Origin of the sequence: Cupriavidus sp. MP-37 (genome assembly GCF_020618415.1) — a bacterium.
Classification (GTDB): domain Bacteria; phylum Pseudomonadota; class Gammaproteobacteria; order Burkholderiales; family Burkholderiaceae; genus Cupriavidus.
On the sequence record NZ_CP085344.1, the window covers coordinates 2,411,067 to 2,431,919 of the forward strand.

At 68.5% G+C, this 20,853-nt stretch carries 18 protein-coding genes and 1 tRNA gene; 11 read left to right on the top strand and 8 right to left on the bottom strand.

The features are described from left to right. Positions 1-230 precede the first annotated feature (230 nt). From clpP to mnmC, 3 genes are all read right to left on the bottom strand, one after another. Entirely contained in the window at positions 231-881 is a 651-nt protein-coding gene (gene clpP, locus LIN44_RS11120) for an ATP-dependent Clp endopeptidase proteolytic subunit ClpP (protein ID WP_011615108.1), read from the bottom strand. A gap of 99 nt (positions 882-980) precedes the next feature. Beyond that, complete coding sequence (tig, locus tag LIN44_RS11125; RefSeq protein ID WP_227312138.1) at positions 981-2,336, bottom strand: trigger factor; 1,356 nt, start codon at positions 2,334-2,336, stop codon at positions 981-983. A 230-nt stretch (positions 2,337-2,566) separates the two neighbouring features. Further along, positions 2,567-4,540 (bottom strand): bifunctional tRNA (5-methylaminomethyl-2-thiouridine)(34)-methyltransferase MnmD/FAD-dependent 5-carboxymethylaminomethyl-2-thiouridine(34) oxidoreductase MnmC, encoded by a 1,974-nt coding sequence (gene mnmC / locus LIN44_RS11130; RefSeq protein ID WP_227312139.1) that lies wholly within the window; start codon positions 4,538-4,540, stop codon positions 2,567-2,569. A gap of 193 nt (positions 4,541-4,733) precedes the next feature. Here mnmC and LIN44_RS11135 point away from each other — a divergent pair, with 193 nt between their 5' ends. Then, positions 4,734-5,591: a 23S rRNA (adenine(2030)-N(6))-methyltransferase RlmJ gene (locus LIN44_RS11135; RefSeq protein ID WP_227312140.1), complete on the top strand. Its 858-nt coding sequence runs from the start codon at positions 4,734-4,736 to the stop codon at positions 5,589-5,591. Here LIN44_RS11135 and LIN44_RS11140 read toward each other — a convergent pair. Then, positions 5,566-5,940: a VanZ family protein gene (locus tag LIN44_RS11140; protein WP_227314386.1), complete on the bottom strand. Its 375-nt coding sequence runs from the start codon at positions 5,938-5,940 to the stop codon at positions 5,566-5,568. The two genes, LIN44_RS11135 and LIN44_RS11140, sit on opposite strands and share 26 nt — an antisense overlap. A gap of 238 nt (positions 5,941-6,178) precedes the next feature. On the opposite strand from LIN44_RS11140, the gene LIN44_RS11145 reads away from it, so the two are divergent. Further along, positions 6,179-6,265: transfer RNA gene (locus LIN44_RS11145), tRNA-Leu, on the top strand. A 256-nt stretch (positions 6,266-6,521) separates the two neighbouring features. Next, on the top strand, positions 6,522-6,962 hold the full coding sequence (locus tag LIN44_RS11150) for a hypothetical protein (RefSeq protein ID WP_227312141.1): 441 nt from the start codon (positions 6,522-6,524) through the stop codon (positions 6,960-6,962). A gap of 42 nt (positions 6,963-7,004) precedes the next feature. On the opposite strand, the gene LIN44_RS11155 is transcribed toward LIN44_RS11150, so the two are convergent. Together LIN44_RS11155 and LIN44_RS11160 are read right to left on the bottom strand one after the other, a co-directional pair. Further along, the gene (locus LIN44_RS11155; protein WP_227312142.1) at positions 7,005-10,118 is read right to left on the bottom strand and encodes an efflux RND transporter permease subunit; all 3,114 of its coding nucleotides are present in this window, start codon (positions 10,116-10,118) and stop codon (positions 7,005-7,007) included. Between the two features lie 4 nt (positions 10,119-10,122). Continuing rightward, complete coding sequence (locus LIN44_RS11160) at positions 10,123-11,331, bottom strand: efflux RND transporter periplasmic adaptor subunit (RefSeq protein ID WP_370641562.1); 1,209 nt, start codon at positions 11,329-11,331, stop codon at positions 10,123-10,125. A 379-nt stretch (positions 11,332-11,710) separates the two neighbouring features. Here LIN44_RS11160 and hpnD point away from each other — a divergent pair, with 379 nt between their 5' ends. Continuing rightward, a complete protein-coding gene (hpnD, locus tag LIN44_RS11165; protein ID WP_227312143.1) occupies positions 11,711-12,547 on the top strand; it encodes a presqualene diphosphate synthase HpnD in 837 nt (278 codons plus the stop codon). Positions 12,548-12,597: 50 nt separating this feature from the next. Beyond that, positions 12,598-13,860 carry a Zn-dependent hydrolase gene (locus tag LIN44_RS11170; protein WP_227312144.1) on the top strand — a complete coding sequence of 421 codons (1,263 nt, stop codon included), beginning with the start codon at positions 12,598-12,600 and terminating at the stop codon, positions 13,858-13,860. On the opposite strand, the gene LIN44_RS11175 is transcribed toward LIN44_RS11170, so the two are convergent. Continuing rightward, on the bottom strand, positions 13,857-14,204 hold the full coding sequence (locus LIN44_RS11175) for a hypothetical protein (protein WP_227312145.1): 348 nt from the start codon (positions 14,202-14,204) through the stop codon (positions 13,857-13,859). The two genes, LIN44_RS11170 and LIN44_RS11175, sit on opposite strands and share 4 nt — an antisense overlap. Positions 14,205-14,506: 302 nt before the next feature. Between LIN44_RS11175 and ompR the strand changes: the two genes are divergently transcribed. From ompR to LIN44_RS11205, 6 genes are all read left to right on the top strand, one after another. Further along, positions 14,507-15,229, top strand: coding sequence for a two-component system response regulator OmpR (gene ompR / locus LIN44_RS11180; RefSeq protein ID WP_010810107.1), 723 nt, complete (start codon positions 14,507-14,509; stop codon positions 15,227-15,229). A gap of 24 nt (positions 15,230-15,253) precedes the next feature. After that, positions 15,254-16,603, top strand: a complete 1,350-nt coding sequence (locus tag LIN44_RS11185) for an ATP-binding protein (RefSeq protein ID WP_018004459.1) — start codon at positions 15,254-15,256, stop codon at positions 16,601-16,603. A gap of 226 nt (positions 16,604-16,829) precedes the next feature. Next, the gene (locus tag LIN44_RS11190; protein ID WP_227312146.1) at positions 16,830-18,131 is read left to right on the top strand and encodes an MFS transporter; all 1,302 of its coding nucleotides are present in this window, start codon (positions 16,830-16,832) and stop codon (positions 18,129-18,131) included. A 278-nt stretch (positions 18,132-18,409) separates the two neighbouring features. Further along, entirely contained in the window at positions 18,410-18,958 is a 549-nt protein-coding gene (locus LIN44_RS11195; protein WP_092317241.1) for a peroxiredoxin, read from the top strand. Between the two features lie 106 nt (positions 18,959-19,064). Then, entirely contained in the window at positions 19,065-19,586 is a 522-nt protein-coding gene (locus LIN44_RS11200) for a carboxymuconolactone decarboxylase family protein (protein ID WP_010810111.1), read from the top strand. Between the two features lie 181 nt (positions 19,587-19,767). Continuing rightward, entirely contained in the window at positions 19,768-20,340 is a 573-nt protein-coding gene (locus tag LIN44_RS11205) for a GNAT family N-acetyltransferase (protein WP_062799008.1), read from the top strand. A 2-nt stretch (positions 20,341-20,342) separates the two neighbouring features. Here the strand turns inward: LIN44_RS11205 and ispF are convergent, their stop codons facing one another. Then, the gene (gene ispF / locus LIN44_RS11210) at positions 20,343-20,852 is read right to left on the bottom strand and encodes a 2-C-methyl-D-erythritol 2,4-cyclodiphosphate synthase (protein ID WP_012352652.1); all 510 of its coding nucleotides are present in this window, start codon (positions 20,850-20,852) and stop codon (positions 20,343-20,345) included. Position 20,853: the final 1 nt, after the last annotated feature.

Genomic DNA, 20,853 nt, shown 5'->3' on the forward strand with positions numbered 1-20,853 from the left:
GGGGCGACAGGCTCCTCGGCGATACGCTTCAAACGCATCATACGCCAAAACAATTGGCATCACCGGCGCTTCCCCCCGGCTGTGGGGCCAAGCCCCCGTTGCACGGGTGCCGATGCAAAAAACGAGGCACGGGGCCTCGTTCCGGTGTAGCCTTCGCCATTTGGGCCCGGCCAGCATGGCCGGCCGCCGTTGCAGCGCAGTTGCAGCATACGCCACGGCGGCGCGCAGCATCAGCCGCGGCGGGCGAGTACCTTGTCGATCAGGCCGTAGTCGACCGCCTGGTCGCCGCTCATGAAGTTGTCGCGATCGGTGTCGCGGGCAATCTTCTCGACCGGCTGGCCCGTCACTTCCGACAGGATGGTGTTGAGCCGCTCGCGCAGGTACAGGATCTCGCGCGCCTGGATCTCGATGTCAGAGGCCTGGCCGCGCGCGCCGCCCAGCGGCTGGTGGATCATGATGCGCGAGTTGGGCAGCGCCGAACGCTTGCCCTTGGCGCCGGCCGCCAGCAGGAAGGCGCCCATGCTGGCCGCCATGCCCATGCACAGCGTCGACACGTCCGGCTTGATGAACTGCATGGTGTCGTAGATGGCCAGCCCCGCCGACACCGAACCGCCCGGCGAGTTGATGTACAGCGACACGTCCTTGTCGGGGTTCTCGCTTTCCAGGAACAGCAGCTGTGCCACCACCAGGTTGGCGGTCTGGTCGTTGACCTCGCCCACCATGAACACCACGCGCTCCTTCAGCAGGCGCGAGTAGATGTCATAGGCGCGCTCGCCCCGGCCGGACTGCTCGACGACCATCGGCACCAGCCCCAGGCCCTGGGTTTCCAGTGCCGAAGCCTGCGTGGTGGCGAGACGGTCAAGCAAATCATTGCGGGTCATGCATGTTCTCCATGGATTCGTCGGATCGCAAGGCAATCCGGGTAACTCGGGAAGTCCGTGCCCCGCACCGTGGCGCGGGGCTGCCGGTCACTTCCGGCTTCAGGCTTGCTGCTGGTTGCCTTCGGCGGTGAGTTCCTCGAAGGACACCTTCTTGTCGGTGACCTTGGCCTTGCCGCACACGAAATTTACCACGTTGTTTTCGAGCACGTAGGCTTCCATTTCGGCCAGGCGCTGCTGGTCGCCGTAGTACCAGCGCATGACTTCCTTCGGGTCCTCGTAGCTCTTGGCGAAGTCTTCGATCTCGGCCTTGATCTGGTCAGCCTTGGCTTCCAGGCCGTTGGCCTTGACGATCTCGGCCAGGATCAGGCCCAGCTTGACGCGGCGCTCGGCCTGCTGCGCGAACATCTCGGCCGGGATCGGCATGTCCTTGGCGTTGGGCATGCCACGCTGTTCCAGGTCGCGGCGGGCCATTTCCACCAGGCGCTCCTGGTCCTGCTCGATCAGGGCCTTGGGCACGTCCAGCTCGCTCGCCTTCAGCAGCGCTTCCATGACCTGGTCCTTCAGCATGGCGTGCGTGCGGCGCTTCACTTCGCGCTCGAGGTTTTCGCGGATGTCGGCGCGCATCTTGTCGACGCTGCCGTCGGCGATGCCCAGCGACTTGGCGAAGGCTTCATTCACTTCCGGCAGGTGGGCCCACTCGATCTTCTTCAGGGTCACGGTGAACTCGGCGGTCTTGCCGGCCACTTCCTTGCCGTGGTAGTCGGCCGGGAAGGCCAGCGGGAAGGTCTTGCTTTCGCCGACCTTCAGGCCCAGCGCGGCCTGCTCGAACTCGGGCAGCATGCGGCCTTCGCCCAGCACGAACGGGAAGTCCTCGGCCTTACCGCCGGCGAACTCTTCGCCGTCGATCTTGCCGACGAAGTCCAGCGTCACGCGGTCGCCGTTCTGGGCGCTGACGTCGGCACCGCCGTCGCCGTGCTCGCCGGCTTCGCCGCGGGCGTGGTAGTGCACGCGCTGCTTGCGCAGGATGTCGATGGTCTTGTCGACTTCGGCATCGGTGATTTCGGTGCTGGTGCGGGTGACTTCGGCGGCCGACAGGTCGCCGATGGTCACTTCCGGGTACACCTCGAAGGTGGCGTCGAACGCCACTTCATCCTCGCCCACGCCTTCGTTCTTGATCTCGAACTTGGGCTGGCCGGCAACCTTGACGTCCTGTTCCTTGGTGATGTCGAAGAACTTGCGCGCGGCCTTGTCGAAGCGCACCTCGAACTCGACCTGCTGGCCGTACTGCTTCTCGACCATCTTCATCGGCACCTTGCCCGGACGGAAGCCCGACATCTTCACGGTCTTCGACAGGCGAACCAGGCGCTCCTGCTTTTCCTTTTCCACTTCGGCCTTGGGGATGGCCAGGGTCACCTTGCGGTCCAGCTTGCCGAGGTTCTCAATCACGTTCGACATGGTCGTAGATCCAATCCAGAAATGTAGTTGTGTTCGTAGGTGCTGCCGTCTTGTACGCGTACCGTCCGCTTTACCGCCACGTCGCCGTCACCACAGGACGGCCGGGGCAGCGCACCGGCGAACGGAAAGCTCCGCGCAAACGGAAAACGGGGATTATCGCACGGTTTTGATTCGCTTCCGGCAGATTTTGCCCGGAACGCGCGGCAACCCCGCCGGCTGGCTGCGTCGCGCTACGCTGCCTGCCCATGGCGCAGCGCGCGCAGCAGCAGGCGTGCCGGATCCACCGCATCGGCCAGGTCCGACTCCAGCGGCAAGGGCTCGCCTTCGATCTGGCTGGCCAGCAGTTCCGCGCCCAGCGCTGCCCAGGTGAGGCCGCGCGAGGCATAGGCCAGCGCCGCATAGAGCCCGGGCAGGCGCGGCAGGTCGCGCAGGTGCGCGCCGCGCAGCGAGGCCGCCTGCGCCATCGCGGCGGCCTCGTCAGGCACTTGCCCGATCAGCGGCAGCCGGTTGTGCGTGACCGTGCGCACGCCGACATAGCCCGACACGGCAGCGGGATCGATGCCGGCCACCGCACCGGCCAGGTCCGGCAGCAAGCCGGCGAGCCGGTCCAGGTTGGCGGCGTGGATCGCCGGCTGCGCCACCAGCGGGCCCGTGTCTTCGTCATAGCTGGAGCCGACGCGGCCGCTGCCGTCGGGCGCGCGCGGCAGCAGGTAGCCGGCACCGGTCACGACGCAGTCGGGCCAGCCGCCGAGCGCATCGACCTGCGCAGCCGCCAGCGTGGTCAGCTGCCCGCGCACGCGGCGCAGGGTCCAGTGTTGCTGCGGCAGCAGCTGCTGCGCCTCATGTGCGTTGGCCAACACCAGCACCGGTGCCGACGCCAGCACAGTGCCGTCCTGGGCGAGTGCGCGCCATTGGCCGTCGACGCGCGCGATCGCGCCGACCCGGCAGCCGAAGCGCGCCGTGACGGCATCGCCGGCACCTGCCAGCTGCGCCGCGCAGACATCCGGCGGCGCGACCCATCCGCCCTGCGGGAACCACAGGCCGCCGCGCGGCACGCCGGCGTGGTGCGCCGCGGCCGCCTCGGCGGCGCTCATCCAGCGCACGAACTCTTGCGGCAAGCCCATTGCCGCCAGCGCGGCGCGCTGGGCCTCGCCTTCGGCCTCGTCCTCACCGATCTGCAGCACGCCGCAGCCATGCCAGCCGACCGCATGCCCGGCCTCGGCCAGCGCCGCCCAGGCGCGCAGCGCGTACTGGTTGCCGGCACGCGACAGCCGCGACAGCAGGCTGTCGTCGGCCGAGACGTGCGCGTGCATGGCCGCGGCGCGATGCGCCGAAGTCTGCCGCGCCGGCCCGTCGTGGGTATCGAACAGGGTCACGCGCCAGCCGCGCGCGGCCAGCCGCTCGGTCACGGCGCAGCCCGCCAGTCCGGCGCCGATCACGATGGCATGGCGCTCGGGCCATTGCGCCGGCAGCGGCGGCGCGTGGCGGCGCGATTTCCATTGCGGGCGAAAGCGCGCCACCGTCATGTCACGCTTGCCCCCGAAGCCCGGCGCTTTGCTGACTTCAAAGCCGACTTCCTTCAGCCCGCGCCGCACAAAGCCCGCGGCGGTATACGTCGCCAGCGTCGCACCCGGACGCGCCAGCCGCGCCAGGCCGCGCAACACCGGCGCCGACCACATCTCGGCATTGCGCGCCGGCGAGAAGCCGTCCAGGTAGAAGGCATCGGCACCGGCGGCCAGCCGCGGCAGCATGGCTTCGGCATCGCCCAGCGCCAGCGTCAGCACCACGCGGCCCTGGTCGAACGCCAGCCGGTGCAGCCCCGGCAGCGCCAGCGGCCATTGCGCCTGCAGCGCCTGCGCCAGCGGCTGCAGCCCGTCCAGGCTGGCGTGCAGTTGCGCCAGCCCTGCGCGCGTAAACGGATGCTTTTCGATCGAGACGAAATGCAGCGTGCCGCAACGCTGCGGATCGTCGCGCCACGCCTGCCAGGTGGCGAGGAAATTCAGCCCCTGGCCGAAGCCGGTCTCGACGATGACGAACTGCCGTTGCCCGGCCCATGCCCCGGGCAGGCCATTGCCGCCGAGGAAGACATGGGCGGCCTGCGCCAGGCCGCCTTCGGTGCTGTGGTAGACGTCGTCGTAGCGGGGCGAATACGGGGTGCCCTGGGCAGACAGGATGGGCTCGGCGGGCTCTAGTGCGCGCGGCATGGGACAGGAAACTCGGAAGCGGGAATGCCCCCTGGCAGAGCACCGGGGCTTGGGAGGGGCCAGGAAGTGCAACCAGGAAGCGCAGCCAGGAAGGGCAACTGGCGGCGGATGGTAGCATAGCGCCCTTCCCGCGGACGCCGCGGTCTCCCCGCGCCGTCTGCCCATTTTGCGCCGCCAGGGCGCCCCGCTCCACATGCTCAGCTATCGTCACGCCTTCCATGCCGGCAATCATGCCGATGTCCTCAAGCACGCCGTCGTGGTGCAACTGCTCGAGCACCTGGCGCAGAAGGACAAGGCGTTCTGGTACATCGACACCCATGCCGGCGCCGGCCTCTATGCGCTGGATCACGCCTACGCGCAGAAGAAGGCCGAGTTCGAGACCGGCATCGCGCCGCTGTGGCGCGCCGCCGCAAGCGGCGCCCAGCTGCCGCCGATGCTCGACGAATACCTGGACCAGGTGCGCACGCTCAACCCGGACGGCAGCCTGCGCCACTACCCCGGCTCGCCCTGGCTGGCGTGGCAGCTGCTGCGCGAGCACGACCGCCTGCGGCTGTTCGAGCTGCACAGCACCGAGATCCAGGTCCTGCGCGACAACTTCCGCGGCGCCGGACGCCGCGTGATGCTGTATGACGGCGACGGCTTCGGCGGCATCAAGGCGATCCTGCCGCCGCCGCCGCGGCGCGCGCTGGTGCTGGTCGATCCGTCGTACGAAGACAAGCAGGACTACGCGCGCACCGTGCAGACCGTGCGCGACGGGCTGGAGCGTTTTGCCACCGGTGTCTACGCGGTCTGGTACCCGCAGGTGCAGCGGCGCGAAGCGCTGCAGCTGCCGGTGCAACTGAAGGGCCTGCCGCTCAAGAGCTGGCTGCATGTGACCCTGACCGTCAAGCGCCCGGTCGAGGGCGGGCTGGGCCTGCATGGCAGCGGCATGTTCATCGTCAATCCGCCGTGGCGGCTGCACGAGTCGCTGCAGCAGGCCATGCCCGTGCTGGTCGACCTGCTCGGACAGGACGACGGCGCCGGCTTCACGCTCGAAGCCGAGGAGCGCTGAGCCGGCGCACCAGCCAGTCCAGCGCCATGGCCGCGGCCACGCCGATGGTGTCGGCGAGCAGGTCGAGCCAGTCGGCCTCGCGGTAGCCGGTCTGCCCCTGCAGCAGTTCGATCAGGCCGCCATACGCGACCAGGCCCAGCCATAGCGGCCAGCCGCGCGCGGCGTAGGCGCGTCCACCCAATACACCGAGCACCGCAAACCCGAGCGCGTGGTTGGCCTTGTCCCAGCCGGTGGTCGGCAGCGGCTGCGTCGGCGGCATCAGCGACAGCACCAGCACGGCGGCAGCGGCGGCCCAGAACAGCAGGCGCCAGCGCAGCGGGGTCAGGGTCGGAACGGCAATCATGGGCAGGAACGAACGTTTGGAAAGCCGACAATATAGCCGCACGGGCCCGCCGGGGCGCGCAGTCGCGGCGGGGCTGGATTCCCCCCGCGCCTTGCGCTACAATCCGCAACCTCGTTGCACTGCGGGCTGCCGGCGGCAGATCCGGCAAGAAGACGGCAAAGGCGGGCACTTCCAGCCGCCTTTTTTGCTTTCGTCTCCGGCAACGAGCAGCGCGGCCGCCCGCCCGGGCAGTGCCGCAAGGACCGCGAGGGTGGCGAAATTGGTAGACGCACCAGGTTTAGGTCCTGACGCCAGCAATGGTGTAGGGGTTCGAGTCCCCTCCCTCGCACCACCCGCCTGCCATGTGGCGGGCTGACAACCTTCCCCCTTTCAGATTTCGATCAGACTTCGCTCGGCCATGCGGCCATCGGCTGCGTGTCGAAGCGATGACGCGCGCGTTCGCGGCGCTTGCCGCAGGTGGTAGAACACCTGAGCGAAGCCGCCTTTCGCGGACCCTTGCGGCGATCTATGCTGAAGATGTTGGGGCCGCCGTGCGCACGGCGCGCGCGGTTTCCAGCGTCGTCAGCTCAGCCCTGATCGGAGGGCATATGAAATTCCCTGCCTTGCTGTTGGCAGCGTCGATGGCCGCTGGCTGGACATCGTTCGCATACGCCGCCGGATGCCAGTACGACATGCAGTGCAAAGGTGAGCGGATCTGCCACCACGGGCAATGCGTCTATCCGGAAGTGGAAGAGTCGGCCGAGGCCGGCGGGCCGCCGAAGGCTGGCGCTGCCACTGCCGCGACCAGCCCCGCGGCGGAGGTCACGCCGGTGCCGACGACCTCGGTCAGCCCCAGCGCTCCTGCCACCCTGACCGGCACCACCGTCAAGCGCACCCCCGCCCCGCCACCGCCGCGCGGATGCTGCACCGTGGCCGGCAAGCTTAGGCTGTCGCCGGCCTCGGCGTCGGACACCAGCCTGGCCAGCGGCGATGCCTGCCAGGGGCTGACGGCCTCGGGCAAGCCTGTTCCCGGCACGATCTGCAACTAGGCGCAGGCTGCTTGCAGTGGCGCAGGACCATGGCGCCGGCCGTCACACGGCCACGGCGCCCGGTCCGTCTTCGGGCCGCCGGACGCGGAACCATGCCGCGTAAAGCGCCGGCAGGAACAGCAGCGTCAGCACGGTGGCGATGATCAGCCCGCCCATGATGGCCACCGCCATCGGCCCCCAGAACATCGAGCGCGACAGCGGGATCATCGCCAGCACGGCCGCGGCAGCGGTCAGCATGATCGGGCGGAAGCGGCGCACCGCGGCTTCGACGATGGCGGTCCATTGCGGCACGCCGGCGCGGATGTCCTGCTCGATCTGGTCGACCAGGATCACCGAGTTGCGGATGATCATGCCCAGCAGCGCGGTGATGCCCAGCTGCGCCACGAAACCCATCGGCGCGCGCAGCAGCAACAGCGTGGCCGCGGCGCCGATCAGCCCGAGCGGGCCGGTCAGGAACACCATGGCCGCGCGCGAGAAGCTGTGCAGCTGCAGCATCAGCAGCGTGAAGATGATGAAGATGCACAGCGGCAGCTGCGCCGCGATCGAGGCACCGGCCTTGCCGCTTTCTTCTTCCGCGCCCGCCACGGTGATGCGGTAGCCCGGCGGCAATTGCGCGCGCAGCGGGTCCAGCCTGGGATTGATCTGCGCGGTGACGGTCGGCCCCTGGATGCCGTCGACCACGTCGGCCTGCACGGTCACGCCGAAGTCGCGGTTCTCGCGCCAGACCACGCCGGGCTCGGAGCGCAGCGTCACGCGCGCCACCTGCGTCAGCGGCACCACGCGCCCGCTGTTGGTCGGCACCAGCATGTTGTTCAGGTCCGAGATCGCGTCGCGCTCGTTGCGCGGCGTGCGCATCAGGATGTCGATCAGCTTGTCGCCGTCGCGGTACTGCCCCACCGGCACGCCGCTCAGCACCGTCTGCGTGACGCGGGCGATGGCCTGGGTGGTCACGCCCAGCGCGCGCGCCTTGTCCTGGTCGATCTCCAGGCGCAGCATCTTGACGTTCTCGTTCCAGTTGTCGTTGACGCCGACGGTGTTGGGATTGGCGCGCATCTCGGCCTTGACCTGGTCGGCCAGCCGGCGCACGCCGGCGGCATCCGGCCCGATCACGCGGAACTGCACCGGGTACGCCACCGGCGGCCCGTTGGGCAGCAGCTTGACGCGCCCGCGCAGGTACGGGAACTCGGCGTCGAGCAATTGGATGATGCGCCGGCGCAGCGCGTCGCGCACTTCGGTGCTGGCCGGCATCACGATCACCTGCGCCACGTTGGTCTGCGGGAAGATCTGGTCCAGCGGCAGGTAGAAGCGCGGCGCGCCGGTGCCGACGAAGGTGGTCAGGCTGGCGACCTCCCGGTCCTTGCCGATCCGTTGCTCGAAGCGCTTGGCCTCGGTTTCCATCTGCGCAAAGCTGGTGCCCTCCGGCATCCACAGCTCCACCATCAGCTCGGGGCGGCTGGAATCCGGGAAGAACTGCTTCTCGACAAACTTGAAGGCGTAGATGCCCAGCGCGAACGCCACCAGCGTGATCGCGATCACCAGCTTGCGCCACGTGACGCACCAGTCCACCAGCCGGCGGAAGCGCGCGTAGAACGGCGTGTCGAACACCTCGTGGGCCTCGCCCGCGCCCGCGCCGCGGGTCTTGAGCAGCAGGTAGCCCAGGTAAGGCGTGAAATAGACCGCGGCCAGCCATGACAGCACCAGCGCCAGCGCCGTCACCGCGAAGATGGCGAAGGTGTACTCGCCCACCGTCGAACGTGCCAGCCCCACCGGCAGGAAGCCGGCCGCGGTGATGAGCGTGCCGGTCAGCATCGGCATCGCGGTCGAGCTATAGGCGAAGGTGGCGGCCTCCATCTTGGAGAAGCCCTCTTCCAGCTTGCGCACCATCATCTCGACCGCGATGATGGCGTCGTCGACCAGCAGGCCCAGCGCCACGATCAGCGCGCCCAGCGAGATCTTGTGCAGGCCGATGCCGAAGATGTTCATGAACAGGAACGTCACCGCCAGCACCAGCGGGATGGTCAGCGCCACCACCAGCCCCGGGCGCACATCGAGCCGCAGCGGCCGCGTGTGCAGGCCAAGCGAGACAAAGCTCACCGCCAGCACGATCACCACCGCCTCGATCAGCACCCGCACGAATTCGCCGACCGAGCGCTGCACCGCCTCGGGCTGGTCCTGCACCTGGTCCATCTCGATGCCCACCGGCAGCTGGCCGCGCAGCCGCTCGAAGGCGGCGCGCAGGTTCTGGCCCAGCTCGATGATGTCGCCGCCCTTCTGCATCGAAATGCCCAGCCCGATCACGTCCTTGCCGTTGAAGCGCATGCGCTGCTGGGTCGGATCGACATAGCCGCGATAGACGTCGGCGATGTCGCCCAGGCGGATATTGGCAATGCCGTTGGGCCCGCGCAGCACCAGGTTCTCCAGGTCTTCGACGCTGGCGAACTGGCCCGATACGCGCACCTGCAGGTTGTCGCTCGGGGTCACCAGCACGCCGCTGCCGGTCAGGTTGTTCTGCTGCGAGATCTGGTCGGCGATGGCGTTGATGTCCAGCCCCAGCTGGGCAAAGCGCGCCTGGTTGAATTCGATGTAGACCTTCTCGTCCTGCAGCCCGATCAGCGACACCTTGGCCACCGAGGGCACGCGCAGCAGCTCCTGGCGCACCAGGTCGGCATATTCGCGCAGCTCCTTGTAATTGAAGCCATCCGCCGACAGCGCGTAGATGGTGCCGTAGACGTCGCCGAACTCGTCGTTGAAGAACGGCCCGCGCACGCCGGCCGGCAAGGTCTGCTGGATGTCGCCGATCTTCTTGCGCACGGTGTACCAGACCTGCGCGGTTTCCCTGGCCGGCGACGTGTCCTTGAGCTGGAAGATCACCGTGGTCTCGCCCGGCTTGGAGAAGCTGCGGATCTTGTCCGCATAGGGCACTTCCTGCAGCTGGCGCTCGATCTTGTCGGTCACCTGGATGGCGATCTGCTCGGCGGTGGCGCCGGGCCAGAAGGCCTGCACCACCATCACGCGGAAGGTAAACGGCGGATCCTCGTCCTGGCCCAGCTGGAAAAACGCCAGCAGGCCGCCGAGCAGCAGCACCACCAGCAGGTAGCGGGTCAGCGGCTGGTGTTCGAGCGCCCAGCGCGACAGGTTGAAGCGGGAATGGTCCATCCGCTCACCCCTGCTTCGGGGTGGCGGCGGGTGCCGAGGCCGGCGCGACCGTCTGCAGCGGGCGCACCTTCTGCCCGGGGCGCAGCAGGTGCACGCCCGCGGTAACGATGGTCTGGCCCGGCGCCAGGCCCTGGCGCACTTCGATCTCATTGCCGAAGGCCTCGCCCAGCGTCACCGCCACCGGCTTGACCGTGCCGGACGCGGCGTCGTAGACCCAGACCTGGTCGCGCCCCTGCTCCTGCAGCAGCGCGGTCAGCGGCACCCGCAGCGCCGGCGCGGCACCGTTGCGCACGAAGGTCACCACCGCGGTCATGCCCAGCTTGAGGTCGGCCGGCGGGTTGGGCACGCTCACGCGGGTGGCGTAGGTGCGCGTGACCGGGTCGGCCGCGGCGGCAATCTCGCGCACGCGGCCGGGCAGCGCGCGCTGCGGCTCGGCCCAGGTATGGACGGTCACGTCGGTCAGGCCGCGCAGCAGGCCGACCTGGTCCTCGGGCAGGCCGATGGCCACTTCCTTCTCGGCCGTCTGCGCCACCCGCACCACCGGCTGGCCGGGGGTGACCACCTGGCCCACCTCGGCGTCGATGGCGGTGACCACGCCGTCGGCGTCGGCATGCAGCACGGCATACGCGGTCTGGTTGGACTGGCTGCGCAGCCCGGCCTGCGCCTGGCGCAGGCGCGCTTCGGCGGCATCGAAACTGGCCTGGCGCCGATGCTGCTCGGCTGCGCTGATAAAGCCTTTGGCAAACAGGTCGTTGTAGCGCTTCAGGTCGGCCGCGGCGAGGTCGCGGTCGGTGCGGGCGGCCTCGAACTGGGCGCGCGAGCCGGCTTCGGCCAGCGACAGGTCGGCCGGATCCAGCCGCGCCAGCGGCTGGCCCTTGCTGACCACGGCGCCGACATCGACCAGCCGCGCCGCGATCTTGCCGCCGACGCGGAAGCCCAGCCGCGACTCGACGCGCGGGCGCACGTCGCCGGAAAACTCGAAGGTGGTCTTGCCGCTGTGCGGGCTGAGCTGCATCATGCGCACCGGCCGGATCTCCGGCGCGGGCTCCTGCGGCTTGCCGCAGCCATGCAGCAGCAGCGCGCCGGCCAGCGACAGCGCCGCCACGGCCATGCCGCGGCCGGGGCGCGTGGCCTGCCGGTGCGGCTTCGTAGCGAAGGGGGTGACGGAGGTATCTGCAGCCGCAACTTCCGGCACTTGGCAAAGCACTGGCATCGGTAGGCAACGAGTCGGGATGGATACAACTGCTGGGCGGGCCGCGCTCCACCTCGTTCACGCCGCACAAGGCGGGCAGGCAGAGGGGCAGTCTGACGGGGGCCGGCGGATGGCCGGAAGCCGGCACGGGCGCTAAATAACTTGCCGGTCAGTAATATAGCGACCGCCCCGGGGTGCGTCAAACGGCAGGCGACGAAACGCCTGGAAGGAAGCTTCAGCGGCGCGCATGCGGCGGCGAACTGCGCCGGACGGGCCCGGAGCAGCCCGCCCTCGATGCTACAATCCGGCGCGCCGCTGGCACCGCGACGCGGCTGGCACCCATCGGCCTGGCAGCCCCGCTTCCCCCGCGGTTTCCCCATTTTTCCGACCCGAGACCGGCGTGACGCCCGATCAGTATTGCCAAGAGAAAGTCGCCCAGAGCGGCTCGAGCTTCTACTACAGCTTCCTGTTCCTGCCGGCCGAGCGCCGCCGCGCCATCACCGCGCTGTACGCCTGGTGCCGCGAGGTCGACGACGTGGTCGACGACACCCATGACGCCGGCCTGGCGCATCAGCAGCTGGACTGGTGGCGCGCCGAGCTGCGCCGCCTGTTCGACGGCGCCCCGACCCATCCCACCACCCAGGCCCTGCAGCCGCATGTCGCCGGCGCCGGCCTGAGCCAGGCCGAGATGGCCGAGGTGCTGGAGGGCATGGAGATGGACCTGACCCAGACCCGCTACCTGGACGAGGCCGGACTGGCCCGCTACTGCCACTGCGTGGCCGGCGTGGTGGGCACGCTCAGCGCGCGCCTGTTCGGCTACACCGATCCGCAGACGCTGGTGTTCGCCGAAAAGCTGGGCCAGTCGCTGCAACTGGTCAATATCCTGCGCGATGTCGGCGAGGACGCCCGGCGCGGGCGCATCTACCTGCCGGTCAATACGCTGCAGCAGTTCCAGGTGCCGGCCTCCGAGATCCTCAAGGGCGAGCATTCCGAGCGCTTTGTCGCCCTGATGCAGTACCACGCCGGCCGCGCCCGCGCGCTGTACCATGAGGCGCTGGCGCTGCTGCCCCGGCAGGACCGCCGCGCCCAGCGCGCCGGCCTGCTGATGGGCGCGATCTACCATGCGCTGCTGGATGAACTGGAAGCCAGCCAGTTCCAGGTGCTGAACCAGCGCATCGCGCTGACGCCGCTGCGCAAGCTGTGGATCGCCTGGAAGACCTGGGTGCGCAACAGCTAGCGCGCCGACCGCTCCGCCCTTTCCGCCCACCTGCCCCAAGCCGTACCGCCATGATGCAGACCTCCGCCACCCTCGGCGACACCATCCTCGCCCATGCCGACGAACTCGCCCGCTTCTCCGACATGGAGGGCGGCCTGACCTGCGCCTACCTGACGCCCGCCCACCGCGCCGCGCAGGCCCTGCTGGCGCAGTGGATGGAAGCAGCCGGCATGCAGGTGCGCACCGATGCCATCGGCAATGTGATCGGCCGCTATGCCGCCGATCCCGCGGCCGGCGACGCGCGCGTGCTGCTGACCGGCTCGCACTTCGACACCGTGCGCAACGGCGGGCGCTACGACGGCCGGCTCGGCATCCTGCTGCCGATCGCCGTGATCGGCGCGCTCAATCAGGCCGGCATCCGCCTGCCCTATCACGTCGACGTGGTGGCCTTCGCCGAAGAGGAAGGACTGCGCTTCAAGACCAGCTTCCTGGCCAGCAGCGTGCTGGCCGGCCGCTTCGACGCCGCGTTGCTCGAACGCCAGGACGCCGACGGCATCACGTTGCGCGAGGCGCTGGCCGCATCCGGCCTGCCCGGCGCCGGCGAGCTGCAGGCGCTGCGCGACGCGGCGCTCGACCCGGCGTCGCTGCTGGGCTTTGTCGAAGTGCATATCGAACAGGGCCCGGTGCTGCTGCACCATGGCCTGCCGCTGGGCGTGGTCACGCAGATTGCCGGCAGCAGCCGTTTCTCGGTGCGGGTGGAGGGCCTGGCCAGCCACGCCGGCACCACGCCGATGGGCATGCGCCGCGACGCCGCCGCGGGCGCGGCCGAGATGATCCTGCTGGTGGAGCAGCGCTGCGCGGCAGCGCCGACGCTGGTCGGCACGGTGGGCCAGCTGCAGGTGCCGAACGGATCGAGCAATGTCATCCCCGCGGCCTGCACCTTCTCGATGGACATTCGCGCCGGCGAGGACGCCATCCGCGAGGCCGCGATCGCCGACATCGTCGCCGGCATCGCGCAGATCGCCGCGCGCCGCGGCCTGACCGCGCAGGTGGAGCGGGTGCCGCCGGTCAACAACGCGCCGTGCGCGCGCTGGCTGATGGACCAGTTCGGGGCGGTGCTGAAGAAGCGCGGCCTGCAGGCATTCGAGCTGCCGTCCGGGGCCGGCCATGACGCCATGATGATGCAGCGGGTCACCGACGTGGCGATGCTGTTCGTGCGCTGCGGCAACGGCGGCATCAGCCACAACCCGCTGGAAACCATCACCGCCGAGGATGCGCAGCTGGCCGCCGAGGTCTTCGTGGATTTCCTGCGCCACTTCCAGCCGCGCGCCTAGCCGCCCTGGTAGATATCGCGCCCGAAGTCGTAGAGGTTCTTGCGCAGCCGGCGGCGCTCGTCCGGCGACAGCCGCGAGCCGCCGCGTTCCTCGCCGCGCCGGCGCTCTGCCTCGCGCTGTTCGGCGCGGTGGCGCTCGGCACGGGCGCGCGCTTCGCGCTGGCTGTTGCCCGGATCGCTCGCCTGCGCCGACGGGTAGCGCTTGAGCAGGTTTGCCATTCCCGCCGATTGCGCCAGCGCCGTCCCGGCCGGCATGCACAGCGCCAGCACGGCCAGCGCCAGTGCAAGGCATGCGCCGGCGCTACCATGCTGCGGATGCCCGTGCCGGGTTCGGTTCACTTTCATTGATAATGGCGGTCTTGGCTTCGCGAAAAGGCAGTGGTCGGACTGCCCTGAAGCCGGGAATTCCGGTACCCCGTCTGGCGCCGCGCCCTCTGCAAGCATTGCGCCAGCGAGCGCTGGACGGGCTGGCGGAAGCCGTGGACCGTCCGGCGAAAATGCGCGGAAAACTACCGCGCACGGCGCCGAAAAGGACGGATTGCGCAGTGTAATCGCACGATTGATGCACACTGCCATACCACGGGGTAAAGTATGTAACGTTTTGTTAAGCCATTTTGAGCGAAAGCGATAGTCGCTAAGATACCGCCATGGAAAATACCAGCCACAAGATTCTTGTCGTCGACGATGACCCGCGTCTGCGCGATCTGCTGCGCCGCTATCTGGGCGAACAGGGTTTTACCGTGCTGGTGGCGGAGAACGCCACCGCGATGAACAAGCTCTGGCTGCGCGAGCGTTTCGACCTGCTGGTGCTGGACCTGATGATGCCGGGCGAAGACGGCCTGTCGATCTGCCGCCGGCTGCGCGGCGCCAACGACCAGACCCCGATCATCATGCTCACCGCCAAGGGCGAGGACGTCGACCGCATCGTCGGCCTGGAGATGGGCGCCGACGACTACCTGCCCAAGCCGTTCAACCCGCGCGAGCTGATCGCGCGCATCCACGCGGTGCTGCGCCGCAAGGGCCCGGCCGAAGTGCCCGGCGCCCCGTCGGAAACGCCCGAGACCTTCGCCTTCGGCGACTTCGTGCTGAACCTGGCCACGCGCACGCTGACCAAGAACGACGAAGAAATCACGCTGACCACCGGCGAGTTCTCGGTGCTGAAGGTGTTCGCGCGCCATCCGCGCCAGCCGCTGTCGCGCGAAAAGCTGATGGAAATGGCGCGCGGCCGTGAATATGAAGTGTTCGACCGCAGCCTCGACGTGCAGATCTCGCGCCTGCGCAAGCTGATCGAGCCGGACCCCAGCAACCCCCGTTTCATCCAGACGGTGTGGGGCCTGGGCTACGTCTTCATTCCCGATGGCGTGAAATAACCGATTACGGCCGCTGTTCCTATCGTGGCGACCGTAATCGGCCGTACCGCAACGCGGTTCTTTGGTTCGCTGTTCTGGCGGACCTTCATGCTGATCGCCCTGCTGCTGGCCATCTCGCTGGGCATCTGGTTCCAGAGCTACCGGCTGTTCGAACGCGCCCCGCGCGCGCAGCAGATCGCGATGCAGGTGGTCAGCGTGGTCAAGCTCACGCGCGCCGCGCTGCTCTATTCCGATCCCGCGCGGCGCCGCTTCCTGCTGCTCGACCTGGTGCAGAACGAAGGCATCAAGGTCTATCCGCGCGAGAAGGACGACGACTTCGCCGCGCCCACCGCCAACCCGTTCCTGACCTCGCTGGTGCAGCAGGAGATCCGCAGCCGCCTGGGCGAGGACACCGTGCTGGCCACCACCGTCAACGACATCCCGGGCGTGTGGGTCAGCTTCGAGATCGAGGGCGACGACTACTGGGTGGCGATCAGCCCGGAACGCTTCGAGCGCGTGCCCGGGATCCAGTGGCTGTGGTGGAGTATCGCCGCGCTGCTGCTGTCGATCATCGGCGCGGCCTTTATCACCGCGCGTGTCAACTATCCGCTCAAGCGCCTGGCCAACGCCGCGCGCGCCATCGGCGCCGGCGGCGACCCGCCGCCGCTGCCCGAGCACGGCGCCAGCGAAGTGGCGCTGGCCAACCACAGCTTCAACCAGATGGTGCGCGACCTGCGCCAGCTCGACGACGACCGCGTGGTGATGCTGGCCGGCATCTCGCATGACCTGCGCACGCCGCTGACGCGGCTGCGGCTGGAGACCGAGATGTCGCCGATGGACGGCACCACGCGCGACGCCATGATCGCCGACATCGAACAGATGGACGCCATCATCGGCCAGTTCCTCAACTACGCGCGGCCGCCGCTTGAAACCGTCGAGCCGGTTGACCTGTCGGCGCTGGTGCACGATGCGGTCGGGGTCTATGCCGCGCACGACGACGTGCGCGTGCACGTGCGCGCCAACGAGCCGGTGATGGCGGTGGCCAACCGCATGGAAGTGCAGCGCATCCTCGACAACCTGGTCGAGAACGCGCGCCGCTACGCCAAGGACGAGCAGACCGGCATGGCGGTGGTGGAGATCTCCACGCGCGTCGATGACAAGGAAGCGGTGCTGACCGTGGCCGACCACGGCAACGGCGTGCCCGACGGCCAGTTGTCGCTGCTGACGCGGCCCTTCTACCGGCTCGATGCGGCGCGCAGCGAAGCCAAGGGCGCCGGGCTGGGCATGTCCATCGTCAACCGCATCATGCAGCGCAACGGCGGCCGGCTGCTGCTCGCCAACCGCGCCGCGCCGGCCACCGGGCTGGTGGTCAGCGCCTGCTTCCGGCGCGCCTGAGCCGCACAGCGGCAGCGCACGCCGCGGCGCATTGACAGGTTTTCGACAGCCGCTGATAGCCTTCTGAAAGGCTTTTGACAGGGCAATGACAGGGGCGCGGCGCACACTGGCGGCCGTCAGCAGGCCCGCGGCAAGCCCCTTCCCACGTAGCGCGGTCCCGCGCGCCTGGCTGATACCTCCCGACAATCATGCCGCCGGATCCACCGGCGGTGCCCGAGAGACAGCCATGTCAGAGACCACCGCAGCGCCCGCCGGCGCGCAGCACGGGTTCCGCACCGTGTTCCGCGTCGTCAGCGGCAACTTCCTGGAAATGTACGACTTCATGGTGTACGGCTTCTACGCCGCCGCCATCGCCAGGACGTTCTTCCCGAGCGGCAACGAGTTCGCCTCGCTGATGCTTTCGCTTGCCACCTTCGGCGCGGGCTTCCTGATGCGGCCGCTGGGCGCGATCGTGCTGGGCGCGTATATCGACCATCACGGCCGCCGCAAGGGCCTGATCCTGACGCTGGTGCTGATGGCGATGGGCACGCTGCTGATCGCCTGCGTGCCGGGCTATGCCACCATCGGCGTGGCCGCGCCGCTGCTGGTGCTGGCCGGCCGCCTGCTGCAGGGCTTCTCCGCCGGCGTGGAACTAGGCGGAGTCTCGGTCTACCTGTCCGAGATCGCCAAGCCGGGACGCAAGGGCTTCTATGTCGCGTGGCAATCCGGCAGCCAGCAGGTCGCGGTGATCTTCGCCGGCCTGCTCGGCGTGATCCTGCACGCCACGCTGGCGCCGGCGCAGATGGACCAATGGGGCTGGCGCATTCCGTTCCTGGTCGGTTGCCTGATCGTGCCGTTCCTGTTCCTGATCCGCCGTTCGCTCGAAGAGACCGAGGCCTTCAAAAGCCGCAAGCACCGCCCCGCCATCGGCGAGATCTACCGCTCGATGCTGGAGAACTGGCGCATCATCCTGGCCGGCTGCATGATGGTGGTGATGACCACGGTGTCGTTCTACATGATCACCGCATACACGCCGACCTTCGGCAAGACCGTGCTCAAGCTCGACGACACCGACAACCTCATCGTCACCATGTGCGTGGGCCTGTCCAATTTCATCTGGCTGCCGCTGATGGGCGCGCTGTCGGACCGCGTCGGGCGCAAGCCGCTGCTGCTGGGCTTCACGGTGGCGACGCTGCTGACGGCATACCCAGCGGTATCGTGGCTGGTGGCCGAACCGTCGTTCGCGCGGCTGCTGATGGTGGAACTGTGGCTGTCGTTCCTGTACGGCAGCTATAACGGCGCGATGGTGGTGGCGCTGACCGAGATCATGCCGCCGGCGGTGCGCACCACCGGCTTCTCGCTGGCCTACAGCCTCGCCACCGCGCTGTTCGGCGGCTTCACGCCGGCGATCTCCACTTACCTGATCCACGCCACCGGCAACAAGGCGGCGCCCGGACTGTGGCTGATGTTCGCGGCGCTGTGCGGGCTGGTCGCCACGCTGGTGATCTTCCGCGCGCGCCGCACCGGGGTGGCGATGCAGGCGGCTTGATTTCGGCGCCATCGTCACCAAGTTGCCAGGTGTGGTGTCATCGCGCGTGGCATACTGGCCCATCGCATCGGCGGCGCGCGGGGGCACAACCATGCGCCATATGCCTTGCCATGCTTTCCCTATCGGGCTGTTTGAGAATATCAATTAGCCCGGGCCTGGATGATGACGCATAATCACGTTTTGTCGCGGTACGCCGCCGCAGCAGCCGTTTCACCGGTCCCACGCCGGGGCACGCGGCAGCGGCACCGCTCTCATTGCAACCGTATCAGGAGAAGTCTATGAAGACCGTTGGTGACAAGCTCGAAGCCTTCCACGTCGTCGGTGTCAAGCCGGGTTTCAACAATCACGAAGAGAACGGCCAGTCGGCTTTCGAAGACATCACTGAGAAGTCGTTCGAAGGCAAGTGGAAGATCATCTACTTCTACCCGAAGGACTTCACCTTCGTGTGCCCGACCGAAATCGTGGCCTTCGCCAAGCTGAACGGCGACTTCGCCGACCGCGACGCGATCGTGCTGGGCGGCTCGACCGACAACGAGTTCGTCAAGCTGGCATGGCGCCGCGAACACAAGGACCTGAACAAGCTGAACCAGTGGCAATTCGCCGACGTGACCGGTTCGCTGATCGACCAGCTGGGCGTGCGTGACCACGCTGCCGGCGTTGCCCTGCGCGCGACCTTCATCGTCGACCCGGAAAACACCATCCAGCACGTTTCGGTGAACAACCTGAACGTCGGCCGCAACCCGGACGAAGTCCTGCGTATCCTGGACGGCCTGCAGACCGACGAGCTGTGCCCGTGCAACCGTGCCGTTGGTGGCGCCACGCTGTAATTTGCTGTCAGTCGCCAGACGCCGTGGCGATCCGCGGAGGGCCCCGCCCTCCGCAGCAAAACCCGCTTGCGCGGGTTTTTTGAGCCCCGATCGATAGGAGAAATAAATGGAATTCCTCAGCACGATTAAGAACCTCATTCCCGATTACGCCAAGGACATCCGCCTGAACGTGGACGGCACCATCGCGCGCTCTTCGCTGGAAGGCAACGATGCGGTGGGCGTGGCGCTGGCGGCGGCATTCGCGGCGCAGAGCAAGGTGCTGGTGGACGCCATCCGCAATGCCGGCGTGCTGTCGCCCGAGGAAACCAACGGCGCGCTGACCGCGGCCGCGCTGATGGGCATGAACAACACCTGGTACCCGTATGTCGAAATGGCCGACGATCCGGACCTGGCCAGCCAGCCGGCCGGGCTGCGCATGAACGCCTATGCCACCCATGGCGGCGTGGACAAGCGCCGCTTCGAAATGTACGCGCTGGCCGCATCGATCGTGGGCAAGTGCCACTTCTGCGTGAAGTCGCATTACCAGCTGCTGAAGAATGAACAGGGCATGACCGCGCAGCAGCTGCGCGACGTCGGCCGCATTGCCGCGGTGATCGTGGCCGCCGCCAACGTGATCGCGGCCCAGTAAGGCATCTGCGCGCCCCCGCGCCCTCCCCTGGCGGCCCGGCAACGGGCGCCGTAGCACAACAGCCGGCAGCTTCCCATCGGAACTTGCCGGCTGTTCCCATCCTGCAACCGTCATGGCCGCATCCTGCGCGGGCGCGGCGATCCGCCTACAATCCAGGCAGGAACCGCACTTTCAGCCTGCCATGACCCTGCCTTCGCCGACTTCCCCCCGCTTCCATTACCGCCTGGCGGCGGTGCACGACTGGGGCGATATCGCCGCCGTCACGCAACAGGCCTACGGGCAATACGAGCTGGCCATCATGGAAGATTGCCGCGCCTCGTTCCAGCGCGGCATGCAGGCCGTGCTGGCGACCAGCCACCCCGACATGGAATGGTGGGTGGCGGAGACCGATCACGGCATCATGGGCGCGGTGCTGTTCTGCCACCCGGGCGCGACACTGCCGGCACTGGACGGCAGCACCATCACCCTGACCCAGCCCGAAGCACGGCTGCTGTCGGTCAGCCCGCAGGCGCGCGGCCTGGGGCTGGGCCGCACGCTGATGCAGATCTGCATCCAGCGCGCGCGCGACATCGGCGCATCGACGCTGGTGGTGCGCACCATGCCCGAAATGGCATCGGCCAACCGGCTGTGCCAGCAGATGGGATTCACCAAGCGCACCGAGGCCGGCGCGCGCAGCGGCGCGATGGCGCGGCTGATCGACTACACCTACGCCATCCCGCCCGAAGACACGGCGCCCGACGCGCCGCGCCCCTGAGTTCAGTCCTGCGCGTCCGCCACCGAGGCACGCCAGAGCAACACCGCGGCCTGCGCCACGATGCCTTCCTGGCGCCCTTCGAAGCCCAGCTTTTCGTTGGTCTTGGCCTTGACGTTGCAGCGCCCGCGCGCAATCGCCAGGTCTTCGGCCAGGTTGGCCACCATGGCGCCGATATGCGGCGCCAGCTTGGGCGCCTGCGCGATCACGGTGGCGTCGACATTGCCGATTTCATAGCCGGCCTCGCGCACGCGGCGCGCCGCCTCGCGCAGCAGCGCGCGGCTGTCGGCGCCGGCGAACTGCGCGTCGGTGTCGGGGAAATGGCGCCCGATATCGCCCAGCGCGGCGGCGCCGAAAAGCGCGTCGGTGACCGCATGCAGCAGCGCATCGGCATCGGAATGGCCCAGCAGGCCACGGTCATGCGGGATCTCGACGCCGCCGAGGATCAGCTTGCGGCCGGGCACCAGCGCGTGGACGTCATAGCCCTGTCCCACCCGGATATCGAAAGGCATCATG